At 72.5% G+C, this 22,094-nt stretch carries 23 protein-coding genes, 1 pseudogene and 1 riboswitch; of the genes and pseudogenes, 14 read left to right on the top strand and 10 right to left on the bottom strand.

Going from position 1 to position 22,094, the window contains the following annotated elements; translation table 11 throughout:
• Nucleotides 1-230: 230 nt before the first annotated feature.
• The gene (locus QFZ82_RS03570; RefSeq protein WP_307711713.1) at nt 231-824 is read right to left on the bottom strand and encodes an NAD(P)H-dependent oxidoreductase; all 594 of its coding nucleotides are present in this window, start codon (nt 822-824) and stop codon (nt 231-233) included.
• Between the two features lie 180 nt (nt 825-1,004).
• Entirely contained in the window at nt 1,005-1,733 is a 729-nt protein-coding gene (locus QFZ82_RS03565) for a class I SAM-dependent methyltransferase (protein WP_307711712.1), read from the bottom strand.
• A 225-nt stretch (nt 1,734-1,958) separates the two neighbouring features.
• Here QFZ82_RS03565 and QFZ82_RS03560 point away from each other — a divergent pair, with 225 nt between their 5' ends.
• Together QFZ82_RS03560 and fusA are read left to right on the top strand one after the other, a co-directional pair.
• Complete coding sequence (locus QFZ82_RS03560) at nt 1,959-3,662, top strand: lysyl oxidase family protein (RefSeq protein ID WP_307711711.1); 1,704 nt, start codon at nt 1,959-1,961, stop codon at nt 3,660-3,662.
• Between the two features lie 468 nt (nt 3,663-4,130).
• The gene (gene fusA, locus QFZ82_RS03555) at nt 4,131-6,224 is read left to right on the top strand and encodes an elongation factor G (protein ID WP_307711710.1); all 2,094 of its coding nucleotides are present in this window, start codon (nt 4,131-4,133) and stop codon (nt 6,222-6,224) included.
• Nucleotides 6,225-6,272: 48 nt separating this feature from the next.
• Here fusA and QFZ82_RS03550 read toward each other — a convergent pair whose 3' ends face one another.
• Nucleotides 6,273-6,656: a VOC family protein gene (locus tag QFZ82_RS03550; RefSeq protein ID WP_307711709.1), complete on the bottom strand. Its 384-nt coding sequence runs from the start codon at nt 6,654-6,656 to the stop codon at nt 6,273-6,275.
• Nucleotides 6,657-6,978: 322 nt separating this feature from the next.
• Here QFZ82_RS03550 and QFZ82_RS03545 point away from each other — a divergent pair, with 322 nt between their 5' ends.
• Entirely contained in the window at nt 6,979-7,599 is a 621-nt protein-coding gene (locus QFZ82_RS03545) for an L-threonylcarbamoyladenylate synthase (RefSeq protein WP_307711708.1), read from the top strand.
• A 238-nt stretch (nt 7,600-7,837) separates the two neighbouring features.
• On the opposite strand, the gene QFZ82_RS03540 is transcribed toward QFZ82_RS03545, so the two are convergent.
• Entirely contained in the window at nt 7,838-8,305 is a 468-nt protein-coding gene (locus QFZ82_RS03540; RefSeq protein ID WP_307711707.1) for a PPOX class F420-dependent oxidoreductase, read from the bottom strand.
• A gap of 131 nt (nt 8,306-8,436) precedes the next feature.
• On the opposite strand from QFZ82_RS03540, the gene QFZ82_RS03535 reads away from it, so the two are divergent.
• The 6 genes and pseudogenes from QFZ82_RS03535 to QFZ82_RS03510 all read left to right on the top strand — a co-directional run bounded on the left by QFZ82_RS03535 (nt 8,437) and on the right by QFZ82_RS03510 (nt 12,513).
• Complete coding sequence (locus tag QFZ82_RS03535) at nt 8,437-8,652, top strand: hypothetical protein (RefSeq protein ID WP_307711706.1); 216 nt, start codon at nt 8,437-8,439, stop codon at nt 8,650-8,652.
• 113 nt (nt 8,653-8,765) lie between these two features.
• Nucleotides 8,766-9,656, top strand: coding sequence for an SDR family oxidoreductase (locus tag QFZ82_RS03530; RefSeq protein ID WP_307711705.1), 891 nt, complete (start codon nt 8,766-8,768; stop codon nt 9,654-9,656).
• Between the two features lie 133 nt (nt 9,657-9,789).
• On the top strand, nt 9,790-10,860 hold the full coding sequence (locus QFZ82_RS03525) for an NAD(P)/FAD-dependent oxidoreductase (protein ID WP_307711704.1): 1,071 nt from the start codon (nt 9,790-9,792) through the stop codon (nt 10,858-10,860).
• Between the two features lie 20 nt (nt 10,861-10,880).
• Nucleotides 10,881-11,543, top strand: coding sequence for a bifunctional 2-polyprenyl-6-hydroxyphenol methylase/3-demethylubiquinol 3-O-methyltransferase UbiG (locus tag QFZ82_RS03520; RefSeq protein ID WP_307711703.1), 663 nt, complete (start codon nt 10,881-10,883; stop codon nt 11,541-11,543).
• 30 nt (nt 11,544-11,573) lie between these two features.
• Nucleotides 11,574-11,657: pseudogene (locus tag QFZ82_RS03515) on the top strand (SGNH/GDSL hydrolase family protein); the annotation flags it as partial.
• A gap of 214 nt (nt 11,658-11,871) precedes the next feature.
• The gene (locus QFZ82_RS03510) at nt 11,872-12,513 is read left to right on the top strand and encodes an alpha/beta hydrolase (RefSeq protein WP_307711702.1); all 642 of its coding nucleotides are present in this window, start codon (nt 11,872-11,874) and stop codon (nt 12,511-12,513) included.
• A 15-nt stretch (nt 12,514-12,528) separates the two neighbouring features.
• On the opposite strand, the gene QFZ82_RS03505 is transcribed toward QFZ82_RS03510, so the two are convergent.
• Nucleotides 12,529-12,729 (bottom strand): hypothetical protein, encoded by a 201-nt coding sequence (locus QFZ82_RS03505; RefSeq protein ID WP_307711701.1) that lies wholly within the window; start codon nt 12,727-12,729, stop codon nt 12,529-12,531.
• Nucleotides 12,730-13,174: 445 nt separating this feature from the next.
• Between QFZ82_RS03505 and QFZ82_RS03500 the strand changes: the two genes are divergently transcribed.
• Nucleotides 13,175-13,660: a hypothetical protein gene (locus QFZ82_RS03500; protein WP_307711700.1), complete on the top strand. Its 486-nt coding sequence runs from the start codon at nt 13,175-13,177 to the stop codon at nt 13,658-13,660.
• A 32-nt stretch (nt 13,661-13,692) separates the two neighbouring features.
• On the opposite strand, the gene QFZ82_RS03495 is transcribed toward QFZ82_RS03500, so the two are convergent.
• The 3 genes from QFZ82_RS03495 to QFZ82_RS03485 form a co-directional block, all read right to left on the bottom strand.
• Nucleotides 13,693-14,259 carry a hypothetical protein gene (locus QFZ82_RS03495; protein WP_307711699.1) on the bottom strand — a complete coding sequence of 189 codons (567 nt, stop codon included), beginning with the start codon at nt 14,257-14,259 and terminating at the stop codon, nt 13,693-13,695.
• 210 nt (nt 14,260-14,469) lie between these two features.
• Nucleotides 14,470-15,399 (bottom strand): class A beta-lactamase, encoded by a 930-nt coding sequence (gene bla / locus QFZ82_RS03490; RefSeq protein WP_307711698.1) that lies wholly within the window; start codon nt 15,397-15,399, stop codon nt 14,470-14,472.
• A gap of 257 nt (nt 15,400-15,656) precedes the next feature.
• Nucleotides 15,657-16,934, bottom strand: a complete 1,278-nt coding sequence (locus tag QFZ82_RS03485) for a cytochrome P450 (protein WP_307711697.1) — start codon at nt 16,932-16,934, stop codon at nt 15,657-15,659.
• Between the two features lie 113 nt (nt 16,935-17,047).
• Between QFZ82_RS03485 and QFZ82_RS03480 the strand changes: the two genes are divergently transcribed.
• Complete coding sequence (locus QFZ82_RS03480; protein ID WP_307711696.1) at nt 17,048-17,677, top strand: hypothetical protein; 630 nt, start codon at nt 17,048-17,050, stop codon at nt 17,675-17,677.
• A 22-nt stretch (nt 17,678-17,699) separates the two neighbouring features.
• On the opposite strand, the gene QFZ82_RS03475 is transcribed toward QFZ82_RS03480, so the two are convergent.
• Complete coding sequence (locus tag QFZ82_RS03475) at nt 17,700-18,593, bottom strand: oxygenase MpaB family protein (protein ID WP_307711695.1); 894 nt, start codon at nt 18,591-18,593, stop codon at nt 17,700-17,702.
• 285 nt (nt 18,594-18,878) lie between these two features.
• On the opposite strand from QFZ82_RS03475, the gene QFZ82_RS03470 reads away from it, so the two are divergent.
• Nucleotides 18,879-19,217, top strand: a complete 339-nt coding sequence (locus QFZ82_RS03470; protein ID WP_307711694.1) for a hypothetical protein — start codon at nt 18,879-18,881, stop codon at nt 19,215-19,217.
• A gap of 50 nt (nt 19,218-19,267) precedes the next feature.
• On the opposite strand, the gene QFZ82_RS03465 is transcribed toward QFZ82_RS03470, so the two are convergent.
• Nucleotides 19,268-19,639, bottom strand: coding sequence for a hypothetical protein (locus tag QFZ82_RS03465; RefSeq protein WP_307711693.1), 372 nt, complete (start codon nt 19,637-19,639; stop codon nt 19,268-19,270).
• A gap of 296 nt (nt 19,640-19,935) precedes the next feature.
• Nucleotides 19,936-20,020: riboswitch (cobalamin riboswitch) on the top strand.
• Nucleotides 20,021-20,152: 132 nt separating this feature from the next.
• Here QFZ82_RS03465 and QFZ82_RS03460 point away from each other — a divergent pair.
• On the top strand, nt 20,153-21,229 hold the full coding sequence (locus QFZ82_RS03460; protein ID WP_373429394.1) for a FecCD family ABC transporter permease: 1,077 nt from the start codon (nt 20,153-20,155) through the stop codon (nt 21,227-21,229).
• Nucleotides 21,229-22,056, top strand: coding sequence for an ABC transporter ATP-binding protein (locus tag QFZ82_RS03455; RefSeq protein ID WP_307711692.1), 828 nt, complete (start codon nt 21,229-21,231; stop codon nt 22,054-22,056). Before QFZ82_RS03460 ends, QFZ82_RS03455 begins: the two co-directional genes overlap by 1 nt.
• Nucleotides 22,057-22,094: the final 38 nt, after the last annotated feature.

Here is a 22,094-nt window from a genome sequence, read left to right as displayed (position 1 = left end):
GCTCCGGTTCGCCGATGCGCTCGACGCCGAGGGCGCGCTGCGGCCGGGGACCGACGCGGCCAGGGCCGCCGACAGCCCTGGCCGTGACGGCACCCGAGACCTGTCACCTTCTCGTCCACGAGCGGGGATGGTCCTCGGACGCCTGGCAGGAGTGGGCCACCGATGCCCTGGTCCGCCAGCTCCTCGTCCGCTGGCGCCGGCCTCGTGCGTCGGGGGATGCAGGGACTCGGTCAGTCCAGGAGTGCGGCGGCCTGCCGGCGCGCCTCCCGCAGCCACGTGGCGCGGGACGTGGCGGTGGAATCGGTCACCGTGCGGAAGACGACGCGTCGCACGTCGTCGACTCCGACGTAGGGCAGGACGCAGGCGGACCAGATCCGTTCCAACGGGTCGCCGAACTCGTCCTGTTCACGGTGGGCGGGGGTGTCGGAGGTGTTCAGTACGAGGGCACGGCCCGCCGTCAGCAGCCCCGCCGGCACGCCCTCCGCGGACGCGAGCTTGTACGCCACGCCCGGAGCGAGGACGCGCTGCACCCATCCCGTGAGAACAGCGGGTGGCATGCCCCACCAGTTCGGGTGCACGAAGACCAGGGCATCGAGCGTGGCCACCTCAGCCCGGTGGAGGGCCACCTGTGCGTCGACGTGCGAGGAGGCCGAAGCGACCGTCCCGGTCTCGTCCGGGGCGAGTACGGGCGGAAACCCCTTGGCGCACAGGTCGTGCGCGAGCACCTCGCATCCGCGGCCGCGCAGTTCCTCCACCACGGCATCGAACACGGCGTGGTTGAAACTGCCGGGCCGTGGGTGAGCGAGATAGACCCCTGCGCGCATGGTTCCCCTGTCGTGGACATCGTCGTAACCGGTCGAGGGGTTCGGGTGCGGAGGTCCGGAGGGACGTCGTACTCCACCCGCACCGGCCGACCCTGGAACCGACGATACGTCAACCGCCCGCCGGACTCCCGGCGTTGCAGGCGATCTCGATCCGCCACACGCCGCCGTCCACGCCGCGCCTCAGGACGGACGGGCCATCACGTACGTGCGGTCGGTCGCCGCCTCCTCGGGGTAGCCGGCCCGCTCCAGCGTCGCCTCGACGGCGAAGCCGGCCTCTCGAAGCGCCGCCGTGACCGTCTCGCCGGCGAAGAAGTGGAAATCCACGTCCACTTCATGGCCCCACCACTCGGCGAAGTGCCGGACCTCCGCGCCGCGATGGAAGGCGACCAGCAGCAGGCCGGAGGGTTTCAGTACGCGGCGCATCTCCTCGAAGGCCGGGCGCAGTTCGGCGGGCTGCAGGTGGATGACGGAGTACAGCGCGACGGCCGCGCCGAATTCGCCGTCCGCGGCGGGAAGACGCAGAAGGTCGCCCTCGCGGAACTCCGTCCCCGGGTGCTCGCGGCGGGCGACCGAGACCATCGCGGGGGAGAGGTCGATGCCGACCGGCCGGACCCCGTGGTCCGCGAGCCATGCCGCCACGTGCCCGGGCCCGCAGCCCAGGTCCGCGACCGGCGCACCGGGTCCCGCCTCCTCGGCGACGGCCGCCAGGAGCGCCCGGTCCAAGGGCTTGTGGGCGAGCTCGCCCGCGATCCGCGCCCGGTACTCCTCGGCCACCGTGTCGTAACTCCGGCGCACCCGCTCGTGATTGCTCGCGCTGACCATGCGCTCGGGATCGCACGGCACCGCCCCGAGGCCGAACCTGCGGTGAGCTACCACAGTCGCGAGGACGGTGAAGGAGAACGAGGCCACGGCGACCGGATCGCGCGCCCGAGGAGCCGATTTCGGCCAACGATCTGCTGGAGGCGCATCGGCGGACAACCTCCGGCCCCTCACCTCCCTCTCACAGCGCACACACAACTGTGCGACCTCATCGCCAGGCCCGGGACCGGCCCATGCAGCCCCGGCCGCCCGGCCGGGCCCAGCGCGATGGATCGTCCACCGTCCCGCACGCACGTCCGAGACCGAGAACGAGGAATGATGACCCGAACCCGCCAGTCCCGCCTCAGGCGTCCGGCGATCGCCGGTGCCGCGGCGATCGCCGTCGTCGCCGGCGTCGTCGCCGCCGCGCCCGACGGGAAGCAGGCGCAGGCCGCCCAGCCCGCACCGAAGCTCAGCCTCATCGCCGCGTCCACGTCCGTGACGCTCGACTCGTGGAAGGAGGAGCCGGGCGTCTACCTCGACCTCGGGACCTACCTCACCGCCGAGAACGGCCCTCTCGAGCTCAAGGTGACCCGCAAGTCCTACAAGGACCCCGTGGTCGCCACGCAGATCATCCGCGACGGGAAGGCGACCCGGACGAAGACGCTTCCCGCGGGCCTGGTGAAGGACTTCTCGGGACTGCCGGGATTCGCCGAGATCACCGTCGCCGACGCGGCCGGCAGGACGGTGCTCAAGAAGACGGAGCCCTTCTGCCCGAACAACGCCTCCGGCCGGGTACGCCCCGACGCGCCGTCCACGTCGCACTATCCCCAGAGCTGTCCGGTCAACCCGTTCACTCTCGGTTCGGTGTGGGGGATAGAGAAGGGCTGGGCCTCCAACACGTATGCGGGCCACTACTCCGAGAAGGCCGACCTGCCCGCTGGGAAGTACACCGCCAAGGTGTCCGTCGCCAAGCGCTACCGCGACCACTTCGGCATCGCCGACAAGCCCCAGACGATCAAGCTCACGGTGCGCGAACGCAGCTGGGACGAGGGCGGGGGCGCGGCGCGGGCCGCGCAGCACGGGTCCCACGCGGCCGGGCACGCCCACCACCAGGGGCAGCGCACCGCCCCGCCGGCGGCCCCGACGAGCGGTGCCGGTCCGTCGTACAACGTGGGCCACGGCCCCTACCCGCCCGCACCTCCCGCCCTTCCGTGGGCGCTGAAGAAGGTCGGGATCGCAGCCGCGAGGGTGGGCGACGGCACGGGGCAGACCGACGGTTCGCGCCGCGCGCCCGCCCTGAAGCCGAACGCGCAGCGGCCCACGGGCCGCGCCGCCGTCCCCGACGTCCCCAAGCCCGACCTGCGGTCGCTGCCTGCCTACGGCATCACCATCAGCGACGGGGGCGACGACGTTCCCGGCAAGGACTACCTCGCCTTCAGCGCCAACGTGTGGAACGCCGGCCCCGCCCAGCTGGTCGTGGACGGCTTCCGCTCTCCCGGCAAGAAGCTGATGGACGCCTACCAGTACTTCTACGACGCCAAGGGCAAGCAGGTCGGCTACACGCCGACCGGCACCATGGAGTGGGACCCCCGACCCGGTCACGAGCACTGGCACTTCACCGACTTCGCCAGCTACCGGCTCCTCAAGGCGGACAAGAAGGAGGCGGTGCGCAGCGGCAAGGAGGCGTTCTGCCTGGCCAACACGGACGCCGTTGACTACACGGTGAAGAACGCCAACTGGCACCCGGAGAACACCGACCTCTCCACCGCCTGCGGACAGGAGAACTCGATCTCCGTCCGTGAGGTCCTCGACGTCGGCTCCGGTGACACCTACACCCAGGACCTGCCCGGCCAGTCCTTCGACATCACCGGCCTGCCGAACGGCACGTACTACATCCAGGTGCTGGCCAACCCGGAGAAGAGGCTGAAGGAGACCAACCTGAACAACAACAGCGCTCTCCGCAAGATCGTTCTGGGCGGCGTGCCCGGCGCCCGTACGGTCAAGGTGCCCGCGCACGACCTCGTCGACGCCAACTGACCCTCGTCACCAGGCCCCGACCGCCCGCCGGTCGGGGCCTTCGCGTGCCCGGAGCAGGTGCGGCGCCGGCGGGTGCGGCGCATCGGGCTCAGGCGAATAATCGGATGCCCGGGCCCCTGCAGGCTTCCTACACTCGCTTTCGCACGCTGCCGATCACCGCAGCGCATGCCTGGTCGACGAGTGAGACGAACGAGGGGAGCCCGGCAATGTGTCACCGCACCGCTGTCGCCGTTCCCCGGTCCCGGTTCGACGTGATCCTGGTGTCTTCGTGCGCCCGGTGCCGGCTGCGCGGCCGCCACTGGACGTCCGTGACGAACTCCTGACCCACCGCTGCCCGGTGCGCGGCAGCACGGCCTGCGCCGTGCCGTCGAGTGCCAGGAGATTCCGCCGGGCCCGAGCACGGGCCCCGCTTCGTCCGGAAATCGCGCTGCCCTGTGAACTCCAGATCACCACGAAAGGCCTCGGGCCGTGCGTACCACCCCGCAACGTCATGCGAGCAACCAGCCGACCGCCGTCCGGAACCTGGGCATCCTCGCCCATGTCGATGCCGGCAAGACCACCGTCACCGAACGGATCCTCTACCTGACCGGCACCACCCACAAGCGCGGCGAGGTCCACGACGGGACCACCGTCACCGACTTCGACCCCCAGGAGCGCGACCGTGGCATCACCATCTTCGCCGCTGCCGTCAGCTGCGTCTGGCAGGGGCACCGCGTCAATGTGATCGACACGCCGGGCCACGTCGACTTCTCCGACGAGGTGGAGCGCTCGCTGCGGGTGCTCGACGGTGCGATCGCGGTGTTCGACGCGGTTGCAGGTGTCGAGCCGCAGAGCGAGTCGGTGTGGCGGCAGGCCGACCGGCACGCGGTGCCGCGGATCGCCTTCGTCAACAAGCTGGACCGCGCGGGCGCCGACCTGGACACCGCGGTCGCGTCCATCCGGGAGCGACTGCACACGGTCCCGCTCGTCGTCCAGCTGCCGATCGGACGGGAGGACGACTTCACCGGCGTGGTGGACCTGGTGCACATGCGCGCACTCGTGTGGGGCACAGGACGCGACACCGTCGAGGAAGGTCCCGTGCCCGACTCCCTGCGGGACGAGGCGCTGCGGCGCCGCGCCCTCCTGGAGGAGGCGGTGGCGGAAATGCACCCGGGTGCGCTGGAGGAGTTCTGCGGCGAGGGGACTCTGTCCGCGGTGACACTCCGGTCGGCTCTGCGCGATCTGACGCTGGCCGGTGAGGCCGTGGTGGTGCTGTGCGGTTCGGCCTATCGGAACCGGGGGATCGAGCCGCTGCTCGAGGCCGTCGTCGCCTACCTGCCGTCGCCCGTGGACGTTCCGGCGGTGCGCGGCACCCACGGCGGAGCGGACGAGGAGCGCGCGGCCGATCCCGACGCACCGTTCGCGGCCCTGGTCTTCAAGGTGAACTCGACCGCGACGGGACGCCTGACCTACCTGCGCGTGTACGCGGGAACGATCCGGAAGGGGGACACGGTGCTCGACGCGGGCGCGCGCCGCAGCGAGCGGATCGGCCGCATCCTGAGGGTGCAGGCCGACCGGCACGCCGAGGTGGACCACGCGGTGGCCGGGGACATCGTCGCGGTGATCGGGATGAAGTCCGCCCGTGCCGGGGCCACTCTGTGCGCACCGGCGGCGCCGCTGGTCCTCGAGCCGCCGACCGTGGCCGATCCCGTCGTCTCGGTGGCGGTCGAGGCCCGCAGCAGCCTCGACACCGACCGGTTGGCCTCGGCACTGGCGCGTCTGGTCGAAGAGGATCCCTCGCTGGCGGTGCGGGCCGATCCCGAGACCGGCCAGACCGTGCTGTCGGGCATGGGCGAGCTGCACCTGGAGGTGGCGGTGGAGAAGATCCGCCGCGCCCACGGGCTGGAGGTCGGCGTGGGGCGGCCGCAGGTGGCCTACCGCGAGACGGTCGCCCGCGGTGTGTCGGGCCTGGTGTACCGGCACGTCAAACAGGACGGAGGGGCGGGCCAGTTCGCCCATGTCGTCCTCGATGTGGAGGCGGCGACGCCGGACGACCCGTCCGGCGGCGCCGGGCACCTGGTGTTCCGCTCGGCGGTCACCGGCGGACGGGTGCCGCAGGAGTACATCCGCGCGGTGGAGGCCGGCTGCCGGGACGCCCTGGCCGAAGGCCCCCTCGGGGGACACCCGGTGACCGGAGTGCAGGTCACGCTCACGGACGGAGCCACCCATCCCAAGGACTCCTCGGAGATGGCGTTCCGCACGGCCGGCAGGCTCGCGCTCCGCGAGGCGCTGCGCGCGAGTGTGATGGCGCTTCTGGAACCGGTGGTCGAGGTCACGGCCACCGTGCCCGACGACGCCGTGGGCGGCGTGCTCGGTGACCTGGCGGCACGGCGCGGCCGGGTGTCGGGCCAGACGGCCAGGGCCGGCACAGCGGTGATCACCGCGACCGTGCCGCTGGCCGAACTGTTCGGCTACGCGTCCCGGCTGCGCAGCCGTACCCAGGGCCGCGGGACCTTCACGACCCGAGCCGTCGGGTACGCCGTCGTGCCGGCGGCGGTGACCGAGGGGGTGCTGTCGGCCTAGACCTGGTGGGCCCGTCCGTCCGTGACCGGAGGGGCGGGCCCACCGGGCTCAGTGCTCCTGCAGCACGGAGAGGACGTTTCCCGCAGGGTCCTTGAACCAGGCGATGGTCGGGCCGGCCTGCCGCACGATGCCCTTCTCGTCCGCCTCGAACTGGGGGTACTTCTCGAACGTGACCCCGCGCCGCCCCAGCTCGTCGACGGCGGCGTCGACGTCGTCGACCTCGAAGTTGAGGATCGTGAAGTCGGCCGGCCGGTGGTCGTCCTTGGGGTAGACGAGCACGCGCGCCCCGCTGCCGAGGGTGATGAACAGCATACGCATGTCCCCGCCACCGGACTCCTCGACCTCCAGACCGAGGGTGTCGCCGTAGAACTGCCTTGCCCTGCCGAGGTCGTTCACCGAGAAACCGCTGAACGCCCTGGTGTTCCTGAACATCGCCCCGTTCCCTTCCGCCGTGTCTGGTACCTGTCCCGGGCCAGGCCACACCAGGTGCGCGGCGCGCGCGCCGGAACGCCACGCGGAAGCGCCCGGATGGTCGCCGGGGATCACCCTCACGGGATCCCGCGCGCCGGGCGTGTCGTGGGGCGCGGCCGACGAACGCGCCGGCCGCCCGTCCGTCCGTCAACCGCCCTCCACTTGCGCCCGGTTGACGTCCAGCGATCGGGACGCGCACGCCCGCACCGGCCGCGGACCGCCTCACCGACCCACTGCGGCTCCGGTCGGGGACCGATCGGCGGACGGGCCTTAGACTCGGCGGATGGCGAAGTACTTCGACGTGCATCCCGAGAATCCTCAGCGACGCGTCATCACCGGTCTGGCCGAAAGTATCCGTTCCGGCGCGCTCGTCGCGTACCCGACGGACTCCTGCTACGCCCTGGGCTGCCAGCTGGGCAGCCGCGACGGCATCACCAGGATCCGGTCGATCCGGAATCTGGACGACCGTCACCACTTCACCCTGGTGTGCCAGAACTTTGCGCAGCTGGGCCAGTTCGTGCACATCGACAACGACGTGTTCCGCGCGATCAAGGCGGCGACGCCCGGCAGTTACACCTTCATCCTGCCGGCGACGAAGGAGGTGCCGCGCCAGTTGCTGCACCCGAAGAAGAAGACGGTCGGCGTCCGGATCCCCGACCATGCAGTGACCCAGGCCCTCCTCGCCGAACTCGGCGAGCCGCTGCTCTCCAGCACTCTGCTCCTGCCCGACGAGGAGGAGCCGCTGACGCAGGGCTGGGAGATCAAGGAGCGGCTCGACCACGTCGTGGACGCCGTGGTCGACTCGGGCGACTGCGGCACCGAGCCGACCACGGTCATCGACTTCTCCGGCGGGGAGGCCGAGATCGTCCGCAGGGGAGCGGGCGACACGGCTCGCTTCGAGTAGCCGGGGGGCAGGTGCGCCTGCCAGGACGATTCGGGTGCTACGACGATGCGGGTCTGCGGGCCAGGACACAGACGTACGGCCGCTTCACGGTGGCTCGGGTTGCTGTTCCAGCCGCGCGGTGACGACGAGACCGGCACGGTCCAGGAGTTCGGCGATGCGGTCCAGGGCAGGAAGCAGGACGGCTGACCCCGGCGCGGGAGGGAAGCCCGTCGGGGCGGATTCCGGCGGCCGGGGAGCCTCAGTCCTCGGCGAGCCGGGCCGGGAATCCGCCCGTGGCGATCGGACCCCATCGCTCCGGCGTGACGCGGATGATCGACTTGCCCTGCTTCATCATCGCCTCCCGGTACTCGTCCCAGTCGGGATGCTCTCCGGAGATGTTGCGGAAGTACTCGACCAGCGGCTCCACCGACTCGGGGGAGTCGATGACCTCCGCCGTGCCGTCGATCTGCACCCACGGTCCGTTCCAGTCGTCCGACAGGACGATGACGCTGACCCGCTCGTCCCGCTTGGCGTTGCGTGTCTTGGCACGCTCCGGATAGGTGGAGACGACGATCCGGCCCGAGTCGTCCACGCCGCAGGTCAGCGGTGATCCCTGGGGCGAGCCGTCGGCCCGGCGGGTCAGCAGGATCGCCCGGTGACGGGGCCGTACGAACGACAGCAACTCTTCGATGTCCACCCTGGTGTTGGTGGCGATGTGGCGTGCCATGGTCGGCACCCTACGGGAGCTCGCCGTCCGGATGGCCCTTCCCCGGCCGGGGACGCCCTCGCGCGGTCTCGAACGCTTCGGGCGGCGGAACGCGGGCACCCGCCCGGTGACAGCGCCGGGCGGAGGGCCCGGTGCCCGAGACGGAACGGGAGACGGCGATGGGCCACGACCAGACGCACCGGCAGCACGCACCGCGGACGGCCGCCGAGGAGATCCGGCAGGAGGTCGAGGACGCCGGGACGAAGGTGCGCGACGACGACAGCCGCGACCGCGAGGCGGCGGATGCGCTGCGGCCGGGGGAGCGGCCCCAGAAATCCGTGCAGAGGCCCGACGACAGGCGCCGCTGAGCGGCGGGGACGGTGGGCCGGAGAGAGTTGAAAGTCCCATTTGCGCGCATTCCTGGAGGGCCGGAGGGTAGGCGGGTGATGCCACCGCCGCAGCCGAACAGAAGGAGGCTTCCGTGCGCGACGACAACGGCGCCGGCCGTGACCCCGGAACCGAGCGCCCCCGGCCCGACTTCCCCCAGCAGGACCAGGAGCACCCCGGGTGGACGGGACCGATGGATCCGCCGCCCGATCACGGCGAGGAGAGCTACCGGGGCAGCGGCCTGCTCCGGGACCTGAAGGCGGTCCTCACCGGAGGCGATTCGGGCATCGGCCGCGCCGTCGCCCTCGCGTTCGCGCGCGAGGGCGCGGACGTGCTGTTCACCCATCTGCCCGAAGAGGAGGACGAGGCCCGGCAGACGCGGGCCCTCGTCGAGGACGCCGGGCGCAAGGCGGTGCCGGTGGCGTGCGACATCCGCGAGGAGGAGCAGTGCCGCCGCCTGGTCGAGCGGGCCGTGGAGGAGTTCGGCCGCATCGACATCCTGGTGAACAACGCCGCGTATCAGATGTCGCAGCCCGACGGCATCGGCGCCATCACCACGGAGCAGTTCGACCGGGTGATGCGGACCAACCTCTACGGCATGTTCTGGTTGTCGAAGATGTCTCTTCCTCATATGCCGAGGGGCGGCTGCATCATCAACTCCACGTCCGTGCAGGCGTACAAGCCCAGCCCCCATCTGCTGGACTACGCCATGACCAAGGGCGCGATCGTCACATTCACTCAGGGGCTGGCGCAGATGGTCGCGTCGGACGGCATCCGGGTCAACGCCGTGGCGCCAGGGCCGGTGTGGACACCGCTGATCCCGGCGACGATGCCGGACACCGTCGAGTTCGGGAAGCAGTCTCCGCTGGGCAGGCCGGCGCAGCCGGCCGAGATGGCGCCCGCGTACGTCTTCCTCGCCTCGCCCCGGGCGACGTACATCACGGCGGAGATCGTCAACGCCACGGGCGGTACGCCGCTGCCGTGAGCCGTGAGCCGTGAGCCGTGAGCCGTGAGCCGTGACGGGGGACAGCCGGGCCGGCGGAGCGCCGGTCCCGGGGCCAGGCCTCTGTTTTTGCCGTTCCGGCAACCAACATTGCGGCAATGGCTCATCTCCTCGCATGGTGGTCGCGGAGGTGGTCACGGTGACCGATGAGCTGAGGAACGGCTATGACGTGGTGGTGTTCGGCGGTGGCGCCGCCGGCTTGAGCGGGGCGCTGACGCTGGCCCGCGCGCGGCGGTCGGTGGTGGTGATCGACTCGGGCGCCCCGCGCAATGCCCCGGCCGAAGGCGTGCACGGACTGCTGGCACGGGACGGTGTGCCGCCGGCCGAGCTGCTGGAGCGCGGTCGGACCGAGGTGCGCGCCTACGGCGGTCACGTGGTGACCGGCGAGGTCGGTGACGTGGCTCGTGGCGACGGGATGTCCCTCCGGTCGGAGCACGGAGGGGACTTCGAGGTGACGCTGACCGACGGCCGTTCCGTCCGGGCGCGTCGGCTGCTCGTGGCCACCGGGCTGGTCGACGAGCTGCCGGACGTGCCGGGCCTGCACGCCCGGTGGGGCCGGGACGTGCTGCACTGCCCCTACTGCCACGGCTGGGAGATCCGTGACCAGGCCGTCGGCGTACTGGCCACCGGGCCGCTGTCGGTGCACCAGGCCCTGCTCTTCCGGCAGTGGAGCGACGACGTCACGTTCTTCTCCCACACCATGCCGCCGCCGGCCGGAGAGGAGGCGGAGCAGTTGGCCGCCCGTGGCATCCGCGTGGTCGAGGGCGAGGTGGCGTCCCTGGAGATCGCCGACGACCGCCTCGTGGGAGTGCGGCTGGGCGACGGCACCGTGGTCGGCCGCGAGGCGCTGGCGGTCTCGCCGCGGATGGTGGCGCGCGCCGGCTTCCTGACGTCGCTCGGACTGCGTCCGGCAGCGCACCCCTCGGGGGCCGGTGAGCACATCCCCTCCGACGCGGCGGGCCGTACCGAGGTGCCCGGGGTGTGGGCCGCCGGCAACGTCACCGATCTCGTCGCCCAGGTCGGCGGCGCCGCCGCGGCAGGTGCCGCCGCGGCGGCCCAGATCAACGCCGACCTCGTCGCCGAGGAGACCCGGCAGGCGGTCGCCGCCCACCGGGACCCGTTCTCACCCGAGTCCGAGGCACGCGTCTGCGAAGTCGTGGCGGGCAACCGTCGCCACGGCCTGTGAACCACGGAAAGGAAGGGGCCGTGTCCGAGGAGGGAACGGGTGTGTCCGAGGAATTCGGCAAGGAGTTCTGGGAGGAGCGCTACCGCGGTCACGCGGCCGCCGGCGCCAGGCGGCCCAATCCGCAGCTCATCACGGAGGCCGGCGGTCTCCCACCCGGTACGGCACTGGACGCGGGCTGCGGCGAAGGGGCCGACGCCGTCTGGCTCGCCTCGCGCGGCTGGCGCGTCACGGCGGTGGACATCGCGGCCACCGCGCTGCGCCGGGCGCGCGAGCACGCCCAGGCCCTCGGCGACGCCGTCGCGAGCCGGATCGAGTGGATCGAGGCCGATCTCACCACCTGGGCGCCCGCCGCCGGACACTTCGACCTGGTGTCCACGCACTACGTGCACCCGGCGGCGGCGCGCGACGCGCTGTTCCGCCGACTGGCCGCATCGGTCGCGCCGGGCGGCACGCTGCTCGTCGTCGGCCACCATCCATCGGCGCCGCAGGCGCATGTCTCGCATGCCGCGGCCCGCGAGGTGCACTTCACCGCCGAGGAGATCGCGGCGGGCCTGGACCCCGAGCGGTGGGACATCGCCGTCGCCGAGGCCAGGACGCGTTCGGTCACCACACGCGACGGTCGCGAGATCGTCCTGCGCGACGCCGTGCTGCGAACCCGCAGGCGGCTTGACGGACACGTCTAGCGGCCATCGGACTCCCGGCCTTCCTTCATCCGCCGTCTGCGCGGCCGCTCCTCCGGCGACGGCCGCACCGCGAAGCGTCCCGAACTGCTGCCCCTGGGCACCACGTCCGGATAGGCGCGGGGGCGGCCGGCCGAGCCACGCCGCCGGGGCGCGGGTTCGCGCGCGAGGCGTACGGCGCCGGGCGGGAGCACGGCGAACCGCCCGGACCTTGCTCGTCGTCGGCCGGCGCTGGTAGAAAGCGGCATCCGCACCACAGGACAACGGCGTTCGTGGACCTTCAGCCCGTGTGCGCCGCGCGCCGCCGGGCCGTGCACGATCGCGAGACCCGATGCCCCTCGACGCCCCCGACCGCCCCGCCTTCCTGCTGCTGCACGGCTGGCAGCACCACCGCCCGGACGGCCACTGGCTGCGCCGGCTGGACGGGCGGCTGAGCGACGCCGGTCACGACTCGTCGTACCCCCAGCTGCCGGACCCGGACCGGCCGGACCTGCCGGCCTGGCTCGACGCGCTGGACGAGAGGCTCACGGCTCTGCGGGGGCGGGAGATCGTCGTCGTCTGCCACAGCCTCGGATGCCTGCTGTGGCTGCACGCGGTGGCCCGCCGGCCCGGCCGGGTCCTGGCCGGCCGGGTCCTGCTGGTGGCGCCTCCGGCGCCACAGACGGCGGCCGGCCATCCGGAGATCGCCGCGTTCGCCCACTCCGGGGTGACGGCCCGCGACGTCGCGGCCGCGGCGCCCGGGGGCACCCGGCTGGTGGCGTCGGACAACGATCCTTACTGCCCCGAGGGCGCTCTGGCCGTCTTCGCGACGCCGTTGGGACTGGACAGCGACCTCCTGCCCGGGAGCGCGCATCTGGATCTCGACGCCGGGTACGGTCCCTGGCCGGCCGTGCTCGACTGGTGCCTGGACCCGGCCGTGCGCGTCGTACCGGCGGCCTCCTCGCCCGGAGCGGGACACGTCGTCGCCGACTGAGCGCACGGGCGTCGATCACGAGCTCTTCAGCGCCGTGCTGAAGGCGTCCATGCAGGAGGAGCAGTAGCGTTCGACGGCTGCTTCGAGCTGGGGTGCCGTGGCGGGGGACAACTCCAGGGGGACTCCGCACAGGGGACTGGCAGACGTTCCCTTGCTGATCACATGCCAGATCAGTTCGCCTTGGTCGGCTGTGGCCTCGGCGCGCATCTCGTACATCGGCGTGCCTTTCTCTCGCGGGCCCGACAAGCGGCCCGTCCCCATGGGAGCCCGTCTCGGCCGAACGGACCAACGGGGAGGGCCGAACGGGGGAAAAGGAGCGGGAGTGGTTTACCGGGCGGGGAGCGCCGGTGGCGCCGGCGTCCCCTGGGAGACGTGCGGTTTCGCGGACCGGACGGCCCGGGACCCACCTCCACGGTGTCACGCCCTGCCGGACACCGCCGGGTGCAGCCGACGCGCCCTGCGGGCGCCGGAGGCCTCTGCCTCAGGTCTCCTCCCGCTCCGCCGCCCCGGCGACGCGTTCGATGTGCGCCAGCCGCCGGTCCGTGTTCCGTGTGCCGTCCATGTCGCCCGGCCGGAGGCGGACACGGACGGCAGCCCGCCCGCGGGTTCCGCGAGCGGGCCGGTGGCGGGCCCAGCCTGCGTGCATGGTCCTGGAGGTGTGATGGCCCACGTCGACCCCGTTCGCAAGCCGGTCACCGTGACCCGCGCGCAGGTACTGAACTACCGGGCGGCAGTGCACCGTATCGAGCACCCGGCCGACGACCCGCTGCACGACGGCGTGCTGGTGGCCGGGGTGCAGGACTCCCCGCCCGGCCGCACCGCGGCCCTGCGGGCACGCGGCGAGACCCCCGATGCCGAACGCCTCGCCCTGGTCCACTCCATGCGTGCCGCCACGCACCTGCACCGGGCCGAGGACCTGGCCCCTCTCGCGGCAGCGCTCCGCCCGGACGACGCCCGCGGCCCGGCCAAGGAACATCTCGGTCCCTTCGGGCGCGAACTGGCCGCCGAGGACATCGGTTTCGGCGCCGCGGTCGGCCAATGGGACCCGCTCGGTGACCTGCTCGCCGAGGTCACCGTCGAGGGGCGGCACGCCGAGGTACTGCACGAGAACGCGGGTCGCGCCGTGGAGACACAGTTCGCTCCGTGAACCGGCGTCGGCCGCAGCGGATGCCGGAACCGCTACTGGAGACCGGACACCTCGAAGACGTTCCGCGCCATCTCCCGTTCGAGCCGTTCGGCCAGCTCGCGCATGACGTCCGCGCCGTACAGCAGCAGCCCGTCGGCACGGCTGGTCCGGCTGCCCTCGTCGAGGAGCAGCCACAGCGGCGGGTCGGCGACCAGGACCCGCGGGTCGAGCTCGACCCGGCCCCCGTCCGTGTCCCGCAGCACGATGCGCTGTGCCACGCCGTCCGCCCAGCGGACCGACATCAGCCGGTCCATGCGTACGCGCCGCTCGCGCAGCAGACCGCGTGACACCAGGAAGCGCGAACCCGGGGACGTTTCCCCCGCGGTCACCTTCGGCGGCACGAGCACGACGAACAGCAGGACGGCCAGCACGGTCCACAGCGCGGTACGCGCCGGCGTCAGTCCGGCCGCGACCACGTCGACGGCCAGCAGCATCGTGAGGAGCACGGTGGCGCAGACGGCCGCGAACCGCACGTGCAGCGCCCAGCCGCCGTGCCGTGGCGCACGGAAGGCGGCGCCTCTCCCGCCTCGCCCCCGAAGCGATCCGCTGATGCGCCTCATGACGGCGACCGTAGACCCCTCGCGGGCCAAGGCGCAGGGCTTGACGCAGAACTGACCCTCTGCAGGAGGCCCCTTGACGGTCTGGGAACGCGCCGACGGGCCGGAAGCCGTTCTTCTCGCAGAAACGGACGGCACGGGTGTTGTCGGCGAGGACACCGCCCCACAGGATCGTCCTGCCGAGCGCCGCCGCACGGCGGGACGCACCTCCTGCTACGACAGCGTGTCGGTGACCACCGACGCCGCTTCCGCGATCAGCCTGTTGTCGAAGGCGGCGTCCTTCTCGCTACGGTTCGACATGATCGCCACGACGATGGGGGAGGCGTCGGGCGGCCACACGACGGCGATGTCGTTGCGCGCGCCGTAACCGCTGCCCGTTCCGGTCTTGTCGCCGACCACCCACCCCTTGGGCACTCCTGCCCTGATCAGCTCGTCCCCGGTCTTGTTGGTCCGCAGCCACGTGGTGAGCTGCGCGCGTTCCGCTTGGCCCAGGACGTCTCCGAGGACGAACGCGCGCAGGTTCTTGGCCATCGCCCGCGGTGTACTCGTGTCCCGCGTGTCGCCCGGAGTCCATCGGCTCAGCTCGGGCTCGCGGCGCTCCATCCGCGTGACGTCGTCGCCGAGCTCCTCCAGTACGGCGTCGAGGCCCTTCGGCCCGCCGAGCCGGTCGAAGAGCAGGTTGGCCGCCGCGTTGTCGCTGTAGCGGACAGCGGCCTCGCACAGTGCCCGCAGGGTCATTCCGGTCCCGACGTGCTTCTCGGTCACGGGGGAGTGGGTGATCAGGTCGTCCCTGGAGTACGTGATCAGCTCGTCCATGCCGCCCGGGGAGTGCTGCCGCAGCACCGCACCGGCGGCCAGCGCCTTGAACGTGGAGGCGTAGGCGAACCGTTGGCCGTCCTTGTAGGCCACCTCGCGCCCGGTGCCGGTGTCGACGGCGTACACGCCGAGCCGCGCGTCGTACCGGCGCTCGAGCTCCTGGAAGGCGCCGACGAACGGCTTCGCGGCCGTAGTCGCCCTCGTCGTCTGCGCGGACGGAGACGACGAGGCCGACGGGCCGCCGCCCTGGCCGCACGCGGCCAGCGGGACGAGCGCGAGCACGGCAAGGGCGCCGACAACGGTGCGCCGGACACGGGTGCGCTGCATGGACCGAACCTCCGAAGAGCCCCGCACGCAGGGCGGATGAGGGGATGGAACGGCACAGCCCCATCCCGGTGCGTGGTCGTGAGCGCCGGGACCACCCTCACCGCTGCCATGCGGTCCCATGCGCCGGTGCGCAGTCCATGCTGATCCGGCACAGAGTCCGGGATGTGGATCTGGTGGGAGCGTGTCGCGCGAGGAGAGGAGGGGACAGGGACCAGATCCTCGGTGGTGCCGTCGCCGCCTGCCTGAGAGGGCAGCCCTCACCGGCCGGAGTGGCGGTGCACCACGACCTGAAGCGGTGCGCGGAAGGAGAGCAGGCCGAGCATCGGCGGCTGCGTCCCCGGTTCCACGAGTGCCGCGTCCGGCAGAGCACGGGCTGCCGCCCGCAGAGCGACCGCGGCTTCGGTGCGGGCCAGGGAGGCGCCCAGGCAGCGGTGCCGTCCCGCACCGAACGCCAGGTGGTGCCGGATGTTCTCTCGGTGCGGGCACAGCTGTTCCGGGTCGCCGAACATCTCGGGGTCCGACCCGGTGCCCATCAGCATCAGCAGCAGCTGCGCTCCGGCCGGCAGGCGCACACCGGACAGCTCCGTCTCGCGCGCGGTCACCCGGCGCCACGTGGTGACCGGCGGCTCCCGCCGCAGGATCTCCTCCACCCACGCCTCGGCGAAGCCGTCCTCCACTGCGACGCGTGACCAGACCCGCGGATCGGACACGGCCCGCAGGAGCGCCGTGGAGATCAGTTGCCCGGTGGTGGACTGCCCGGCGATGAACACGAAGAAGCACACGGCCACGGCGGTCGCGGCGTCCAGCGGCGTGCCGTCCGGCTTCCGGTGCCGGCGCAGTCCGCCGATGAGCCCGTCCGCCGCCGCGGCCGAGGACACCTGCGCGGTCAGCCACTGGTGGAACGCACCCACCTGCTCCGCCAGGTGGAGCTGCCGTCCGGCGGGAGGGTGACCGTAGAAGAGTTCCAGTGCGGCGTCGCTCCACGTCGCGAGCGTGGAGGCGGAGACGCCGTCGATGCCGAGGAGCCGCATCATCACGCGGCACGGCAGGAGTCGCGCGTACTCGGCGGCCAGATCGCAGCGGTCGCCGGCGGCGTAGCGGGACCGCGGACCGGACAGCATCTCCGCAGCGGTCTGCTCGACCATCGGCACTGCCGCCGCGACGCGCTCGGCGTTGAAGAAGCGCATGACCAGGCGCCGGAGGCCCGCGTGGTCGGCGCCGCGGTTGTTGGCCAGTGCGGGCGGCAGGGAGAAACCCGCCCTGGCGAGGATGCGCAGTACGCGCACGGGCAGGGGTGTCACGGAGTGCTGGGCGTTGTCCGGCAGATACGTCCCGGGATCCAGCAGCACGCTCCGCACGTCCGCATAGCGGCTGACCAGCCACAGGCCGGTGCCGGGATCGAAGTGGACGGGCGAGGTGCTCCGCAGCGCCGCCAGCGTGGGGAACGGGTCGGCGACGAACGGCGGGTCGAAGAGGCCGGGAATGCCGGGAAGGCCGGTCGGCAGGGGTGCCGGACGTGTCTCCGTGCTTGCCACGCGCGTGTTCTCCGTCAAGGCGTACGGACCATCACCCGACGTGGGGGACAGTTGACCAAGCTGCCCGCTCGGGGCCGAGGCCACACGATAACCGACCGGGTGAACAGGGCCTCGTGCGCCCCCGCCCGGGGCGGGCCCTGGGCGGGGGCGGCGGGGCCGCCCGCCGTTTCGCCGAGCTGGGCGCCTCGGTCGTGGCGGTGTCCACGGCCCGTGGAGCGCTGTACGACCCGAGCGGCCTCGATGTCGACGACCTCCTGGCCGCCCGCGCGGAGCACGGTGACCACTTCGTCACCCGCCACGGCCGGGGCACCACGTTCGCTCCCGGCGCGGAACTCGGTGTGGACTGCGACGTCCTGGTGCCCGCCGCCCTCCAGGACGTGATCGACCACACCACGGCGCACGAGATCAAGGCCAGGCTCGTCGTGGAGGGCGCGAATCTGCCCACCTCCCCGGCCGCCCAGGGCGTCCTCGCCCAGCGGGGCATCACGGTGATCCCCGATTTCGTCGCCAATGCCGGGGGTGTGGTCGCCGCCGCGTTCGCCATGGACGCCCGTTGCTCCGGCTTCCGGCCGGACCCCGCCGCGATCTTCGAGACGATCTCGGACAGGCTGCGGGCCAACACGGTCACCGTCCTCGACGAAGCCGAGCGGCAGGACGTGACCCCGCACGCGGCCGGGCGGGGCCTCGCCGAACAGCGCGTCCGCACCGCGATGCACAGCAAGGGGCGCATCCCCCGGAACTGACCGCACGGCCGTTTCCGCGTCCTCACCGAGGCGGTCGTCGCGCGGTCGGTGCGGTGCGGGAGGGAGCCAGGGCCCAGCGGATGGCCCGGGTGAGGGCGTGGCCGGTGAGACGGACGGCGGTCTCCGTGGCGGGGCCCGGGTTCGGCAGGCCCAGGGAGCTGCGGGCCCACGGCGGCAGCGCGGCGACCGCGTTCGCGGCCAGCACGGCGTAGGGGCCCTTGGCCACGAGCGGCAGGGGCGGATGGAGCAGGATGAACCGTGCCGCCTCGCGGGCTTCCGTGGTGCCGCACAGTTCGGGGCGGTAGGCGTCGATCCGGTCTGCCAGTTCACGCCGGTCGCGCGGTGGATCGAGTACGCCGAGGGCCGATGCCACGCGTGCCATGTCGGCGATGTAAGCGTCGCAGCCCGCGCCGTCGAGTGGGTGGGCGCCGAAGCGCTGGTGGGCCCCGAGGAAGCTGTCGACCTCGGCCACGTGGACCCAGCCCAGAAGGTGCGGGTCGGCCGCGTGGTAGGGCCGGCCGTCGGCCGTCGTGCCCCGTGCGCGCTCGTGGACCGCGCGGACGCGGTCCACGGCCGCCTGCGCGTCGTCCGCGGTGCCGAACGTGGTCACGGCGAGGAAGGTGCTCGTGCGCTGCAAGCGGCCCCACGGGTCGCCGCGGTACCCGGAATGCGCGGCCACGGCCGCCATCGCGAGGGGGTGCAGGGACTGCAGGAGGAGGGCGCGCAGCCCGCCGATGAACATGGACGCGTCGCCCTGCACGGTACGGATGGGCCGCTCGGGCCCGAACCACCGTGGTCCCGGTGTGTGGTGGATGCGCTCCCTGTTGGCAGGACCGGCCGGCCCTGCGACGCGGCGGAAGATCCCGGCTCCGACCCGCTTGCGCAGGTCCCCGACGACAGGCGCGGACCCGTTCATGGCCCAAGTATCGACCCGGGCGGCCGGGGGTGTCACCAACGCGTGGCGATGCCGGGCCGCCGGGGCCCCGCACCGGGCACCCGCCGGCGCGATGCGGATGCGGTCGGGCGTCGTCGTGCGCGTAGGCGCAGGGTGAGGGGGAACCCGTCCGTGGTACCGACCGAAAACGCGTCCGAGGAACAGGAGGGACATATGGGAACCTGGCCACTCACCTCTCGGGGCCGGGTCAGAGAAGGACCTGGACGGCGGACGTCAGGAGCTGCCGGTGAAGGGAAGTCGGTCGACGTGACCATGAACGAGCGGCAGGGCGAGCAGCGAATCGGTGTCAGGGTGCACGAGGACGTCGCCTTCGTGTTCAAGGGCCTGGCGGCACGCAGAACGGCGCCCGAGTTCTCCTCCGGCGCCGCAGCGGCCTACGAGTGGGCGATGGGACATGCGGAGCGGTCACCCGTCACCGGCGCGGGCGCCGACGGCATTCCCGGCCTGCGGCTGCTGACCGCCGAGGTGGACGCGGCAGTGGTCCAGCTGGACGATCCCACCCTGCGGGCCGGGAAGCGCGATTACGTCCGCGGCGTGCACGACGCACTCGCCTGGGTCTGCGGATACAGCGACCACGTGGCGTGAGCCGGACCGTCCGCCGAGGCCCCGGCCCGCCGCCACGAAGGCCCGTCCGCTCAGCGGTCGGAGTAGCTGAAGTCCCCCACTGTCCAGGCGCTCACGTCCTTGATGGCGATGCGGTACATGCCGCCGGTCTCGGGAATCCCCACATTGCCCTGGAGGATTCTCGCGACATGGAAGTGCAGGTACGAGGGGGCCTCACCGTGCCGGTCGCGCCAGCCTCCGGGCCTCGTGAAAACGGGGGAGAAGGCGCCCAGTTGGTTTGAGTCCTTCAGCACTTCGGCCACTCGCTCCCGCCAGACGGCCTCCGGAGCCAGCCGTCCGGTGATGACGGCACCGGGGATCACGACGGTGAGGGACATCTGATTGGAGTGCTCGGACTCCACCATGGCGGCGATGTCGACGAGCAGGTCATCAGGGTTCGACATGAGCGCCGATTCTACGGGGCGGGCGCGGACATGTGCCGCCTTTCCGGAGCCGTTCCTCCACCGGTCTTGCGCACGGCGCCGTCGGAACCGGCGAAGCGGCCGCCCATCCGCATGACCTTCGCCAGGCATCCCCCGGCGGGTCGCGGGTTGACGGACGAGTTCCTCCGCGGCCTCGGAGCCACAGCGGTCGCCGCAGCGGTGGCGCAGGACCTCGACGACCTCGCCGCGGCCGTGGAGGCTCCACGCGGTGAACGGGAGGCCCACCGTGCTTGCTACGCTGCGCACTGCGTCCCGTGGGGGAAGTCCGGTGGGAATCCGGCGCTGACCCGCAACGGTAAGCGCGATCGCCCGTCAGGGCCGGCCGCGCAAGCCCGATCACCCGTGGGACGGCTGGAGTTCCCGACTGCTCGCCGCGGACTGCGAGAGGGATGGCGCACGTCCTCGTCATGAGGGCCACCCCTTGATGTGTACGGACGCGGCCCGAGGCGAAGGACCGCACGCGTGTCCGTCAGCTTGTCCCCGTCCGCGGCCACCGCGGCGGCTCCGCCTGTCCCTGGGCGCATACCGGCCCCGCCGCTCGCCGGCGCACTCGCCGCCCTGCTTCTCCTCTCCCTCGTGTGCGCGGTCGGCCTCGGAGCCTCGGACCTGACGTGGGGCCAGGTGCTGCACCTGCTGCGGGCCGGTCTGACCGGCGGCACCATACGGGCCGACGAACAGTCCGCCTACGCCATCGTGTGGCACATCCGGTTGCCCCGAACCGTCCTGGCGGCGGTCGTGGGCGCCGGCCTGGCCACCGTCGGTGTGGCCGTACAGGCCATGGTGCGCAACGCGCTCGCCGACCCGTTCGTGCTCGGCATCTCCTCCGGGGCGGCGGTCGGGGCCAACGCGGTGATCCTCCTGGGGGCGTTTTCCGTCCTGGGCATGTGGGCGCTGCCGGTCTCCGCCTTCTGCTCGGCGCTGGCGGCCATGGTCCTGGTGTACGCGGCGGCGCGCAGTGCGCACGGCCTGACGCCGCTGCGGCTGGTGCTGACCGGTACGGCGATGAGTTACGGCTTCTCGGCCGTCACCACCCTCATGGTGTTCAGCGCCGACCGTGGCGAAGCCGCCCGTTCGGCGATGATGTGGCTGCTCGGCAGCCTCGGCGGGGCGACCTGGGGCTCGGTGCCGGTCGCGGCCGCCACCGTGCTCGCCGGAACGGTCCATCTCGCCCTGTCGGCGGGGCGGCTCAACGCCCTTGCCATGGGGGACGAGACGGCCGCCGCACTGGGCGTGGACGCCCGACGGCTGCGCAGGGAACTGTTCGTCGTGACGGCCGCCGTCACCGGGACCGTGGTGGCGGTGAGCGGGGCGATCGGATTCGTCGGCCTGATGGTGCCGCACCTCGTACGGATGGTGGTGGGCGCCGGCCACCGGCAGGTGCTCGCCGTGACGCCCCTCGCGGGAGCGGTGCTGCTGGTCTGGGTGGACGTCGTCTCCCGGACGGTGCTCGCCCCGGCGGAGGTGCCGGTGGGCGTCGTCACGGCCGTCGTGGGCGTGCCCTGCTTCCTGGTGCTGATGCGCCGCCGCGGCTACGCGTTCGGGGGCCGCTGATGCGTGTCGACATCGAGGACCTGTCGGTCGACGTCGCGGGCACCCGCCTCGTCCGGGACATCACCCTGCACGCCGCTCCCGGCCAGGTCGTCGGCCTCGTCGGGCCGAACGGCAGCGGCAAGTCGACCCTGCTGCGCTGCGTGTACCGGGCTCTGCGTCCCACCGCCGGCACCGTGCGCCTGGACGGTGAGGACCTGCACGCCATGGACGCGCGCGCCGGTGCCCGCCGGCTCGCCGCACTGCCGCAGGAGTCGTCGGCCGAGTTCGATTTCACGGTGGCCCAGGTGGTGGAGATGGGGCGCCTGCCGCACCGGCGCGGCCCGGTCCCGGGCGGTCGCACATCCCCGGACGACGCCCGGATCTGCCGCGACGCGCTCACCAGGGTCGGCGCGGCTCATCTCGCGGAACGGTCCTTCCTGTCCCTGTCCGGCGGTGAGAGGCAGCGTGTCCTGATCGCCCGCGCGCTGGCTCAGCAGCCCCGTGTGCTCGTGCTCGACGAGCCGACCAACCACCTCGACATCGCCCAGCAGCTGGACGTCCTGTCGCTGGTGCGGGCCTGCGGGTCCCCCCGGACCGCGTCGGGGTGCGGACCGACCGTACTGACCGCCCTGCACGACCTGAACCTGGCGGCGGGCCACTGCGACGTGCTGTACGTGATCGCGCACGGCCGCATCGTCGCCTCCGGCCCGCCCGACGACGTCCTGGCTCCCGAGCTGCTGGCCGACGTCTTCGGGGTGCGCGCACACCGGGTACGGCATCCGGTGACGGGGGCCGTGCAACTGCTGTTCGACCGCATCGCCCGTCCCGACGACCTGCCCGCTTCCTGAGCCGGGACGAACGTCCTCGGCTTCCCCGTACCCATGCC

Source organism: Streptomyces sp. V4I23, assembly GCF_030817975.1.
In the GTDB taxonomy this organism is placed as follows: Bacteria; Actinomycetota; Actinomycetes; order Streptomycetales; family Streptomycetaceae; genus Streptomyces.
This window is presented reverse-complemented; position numbering and strand designations above follow the sequence as displayed.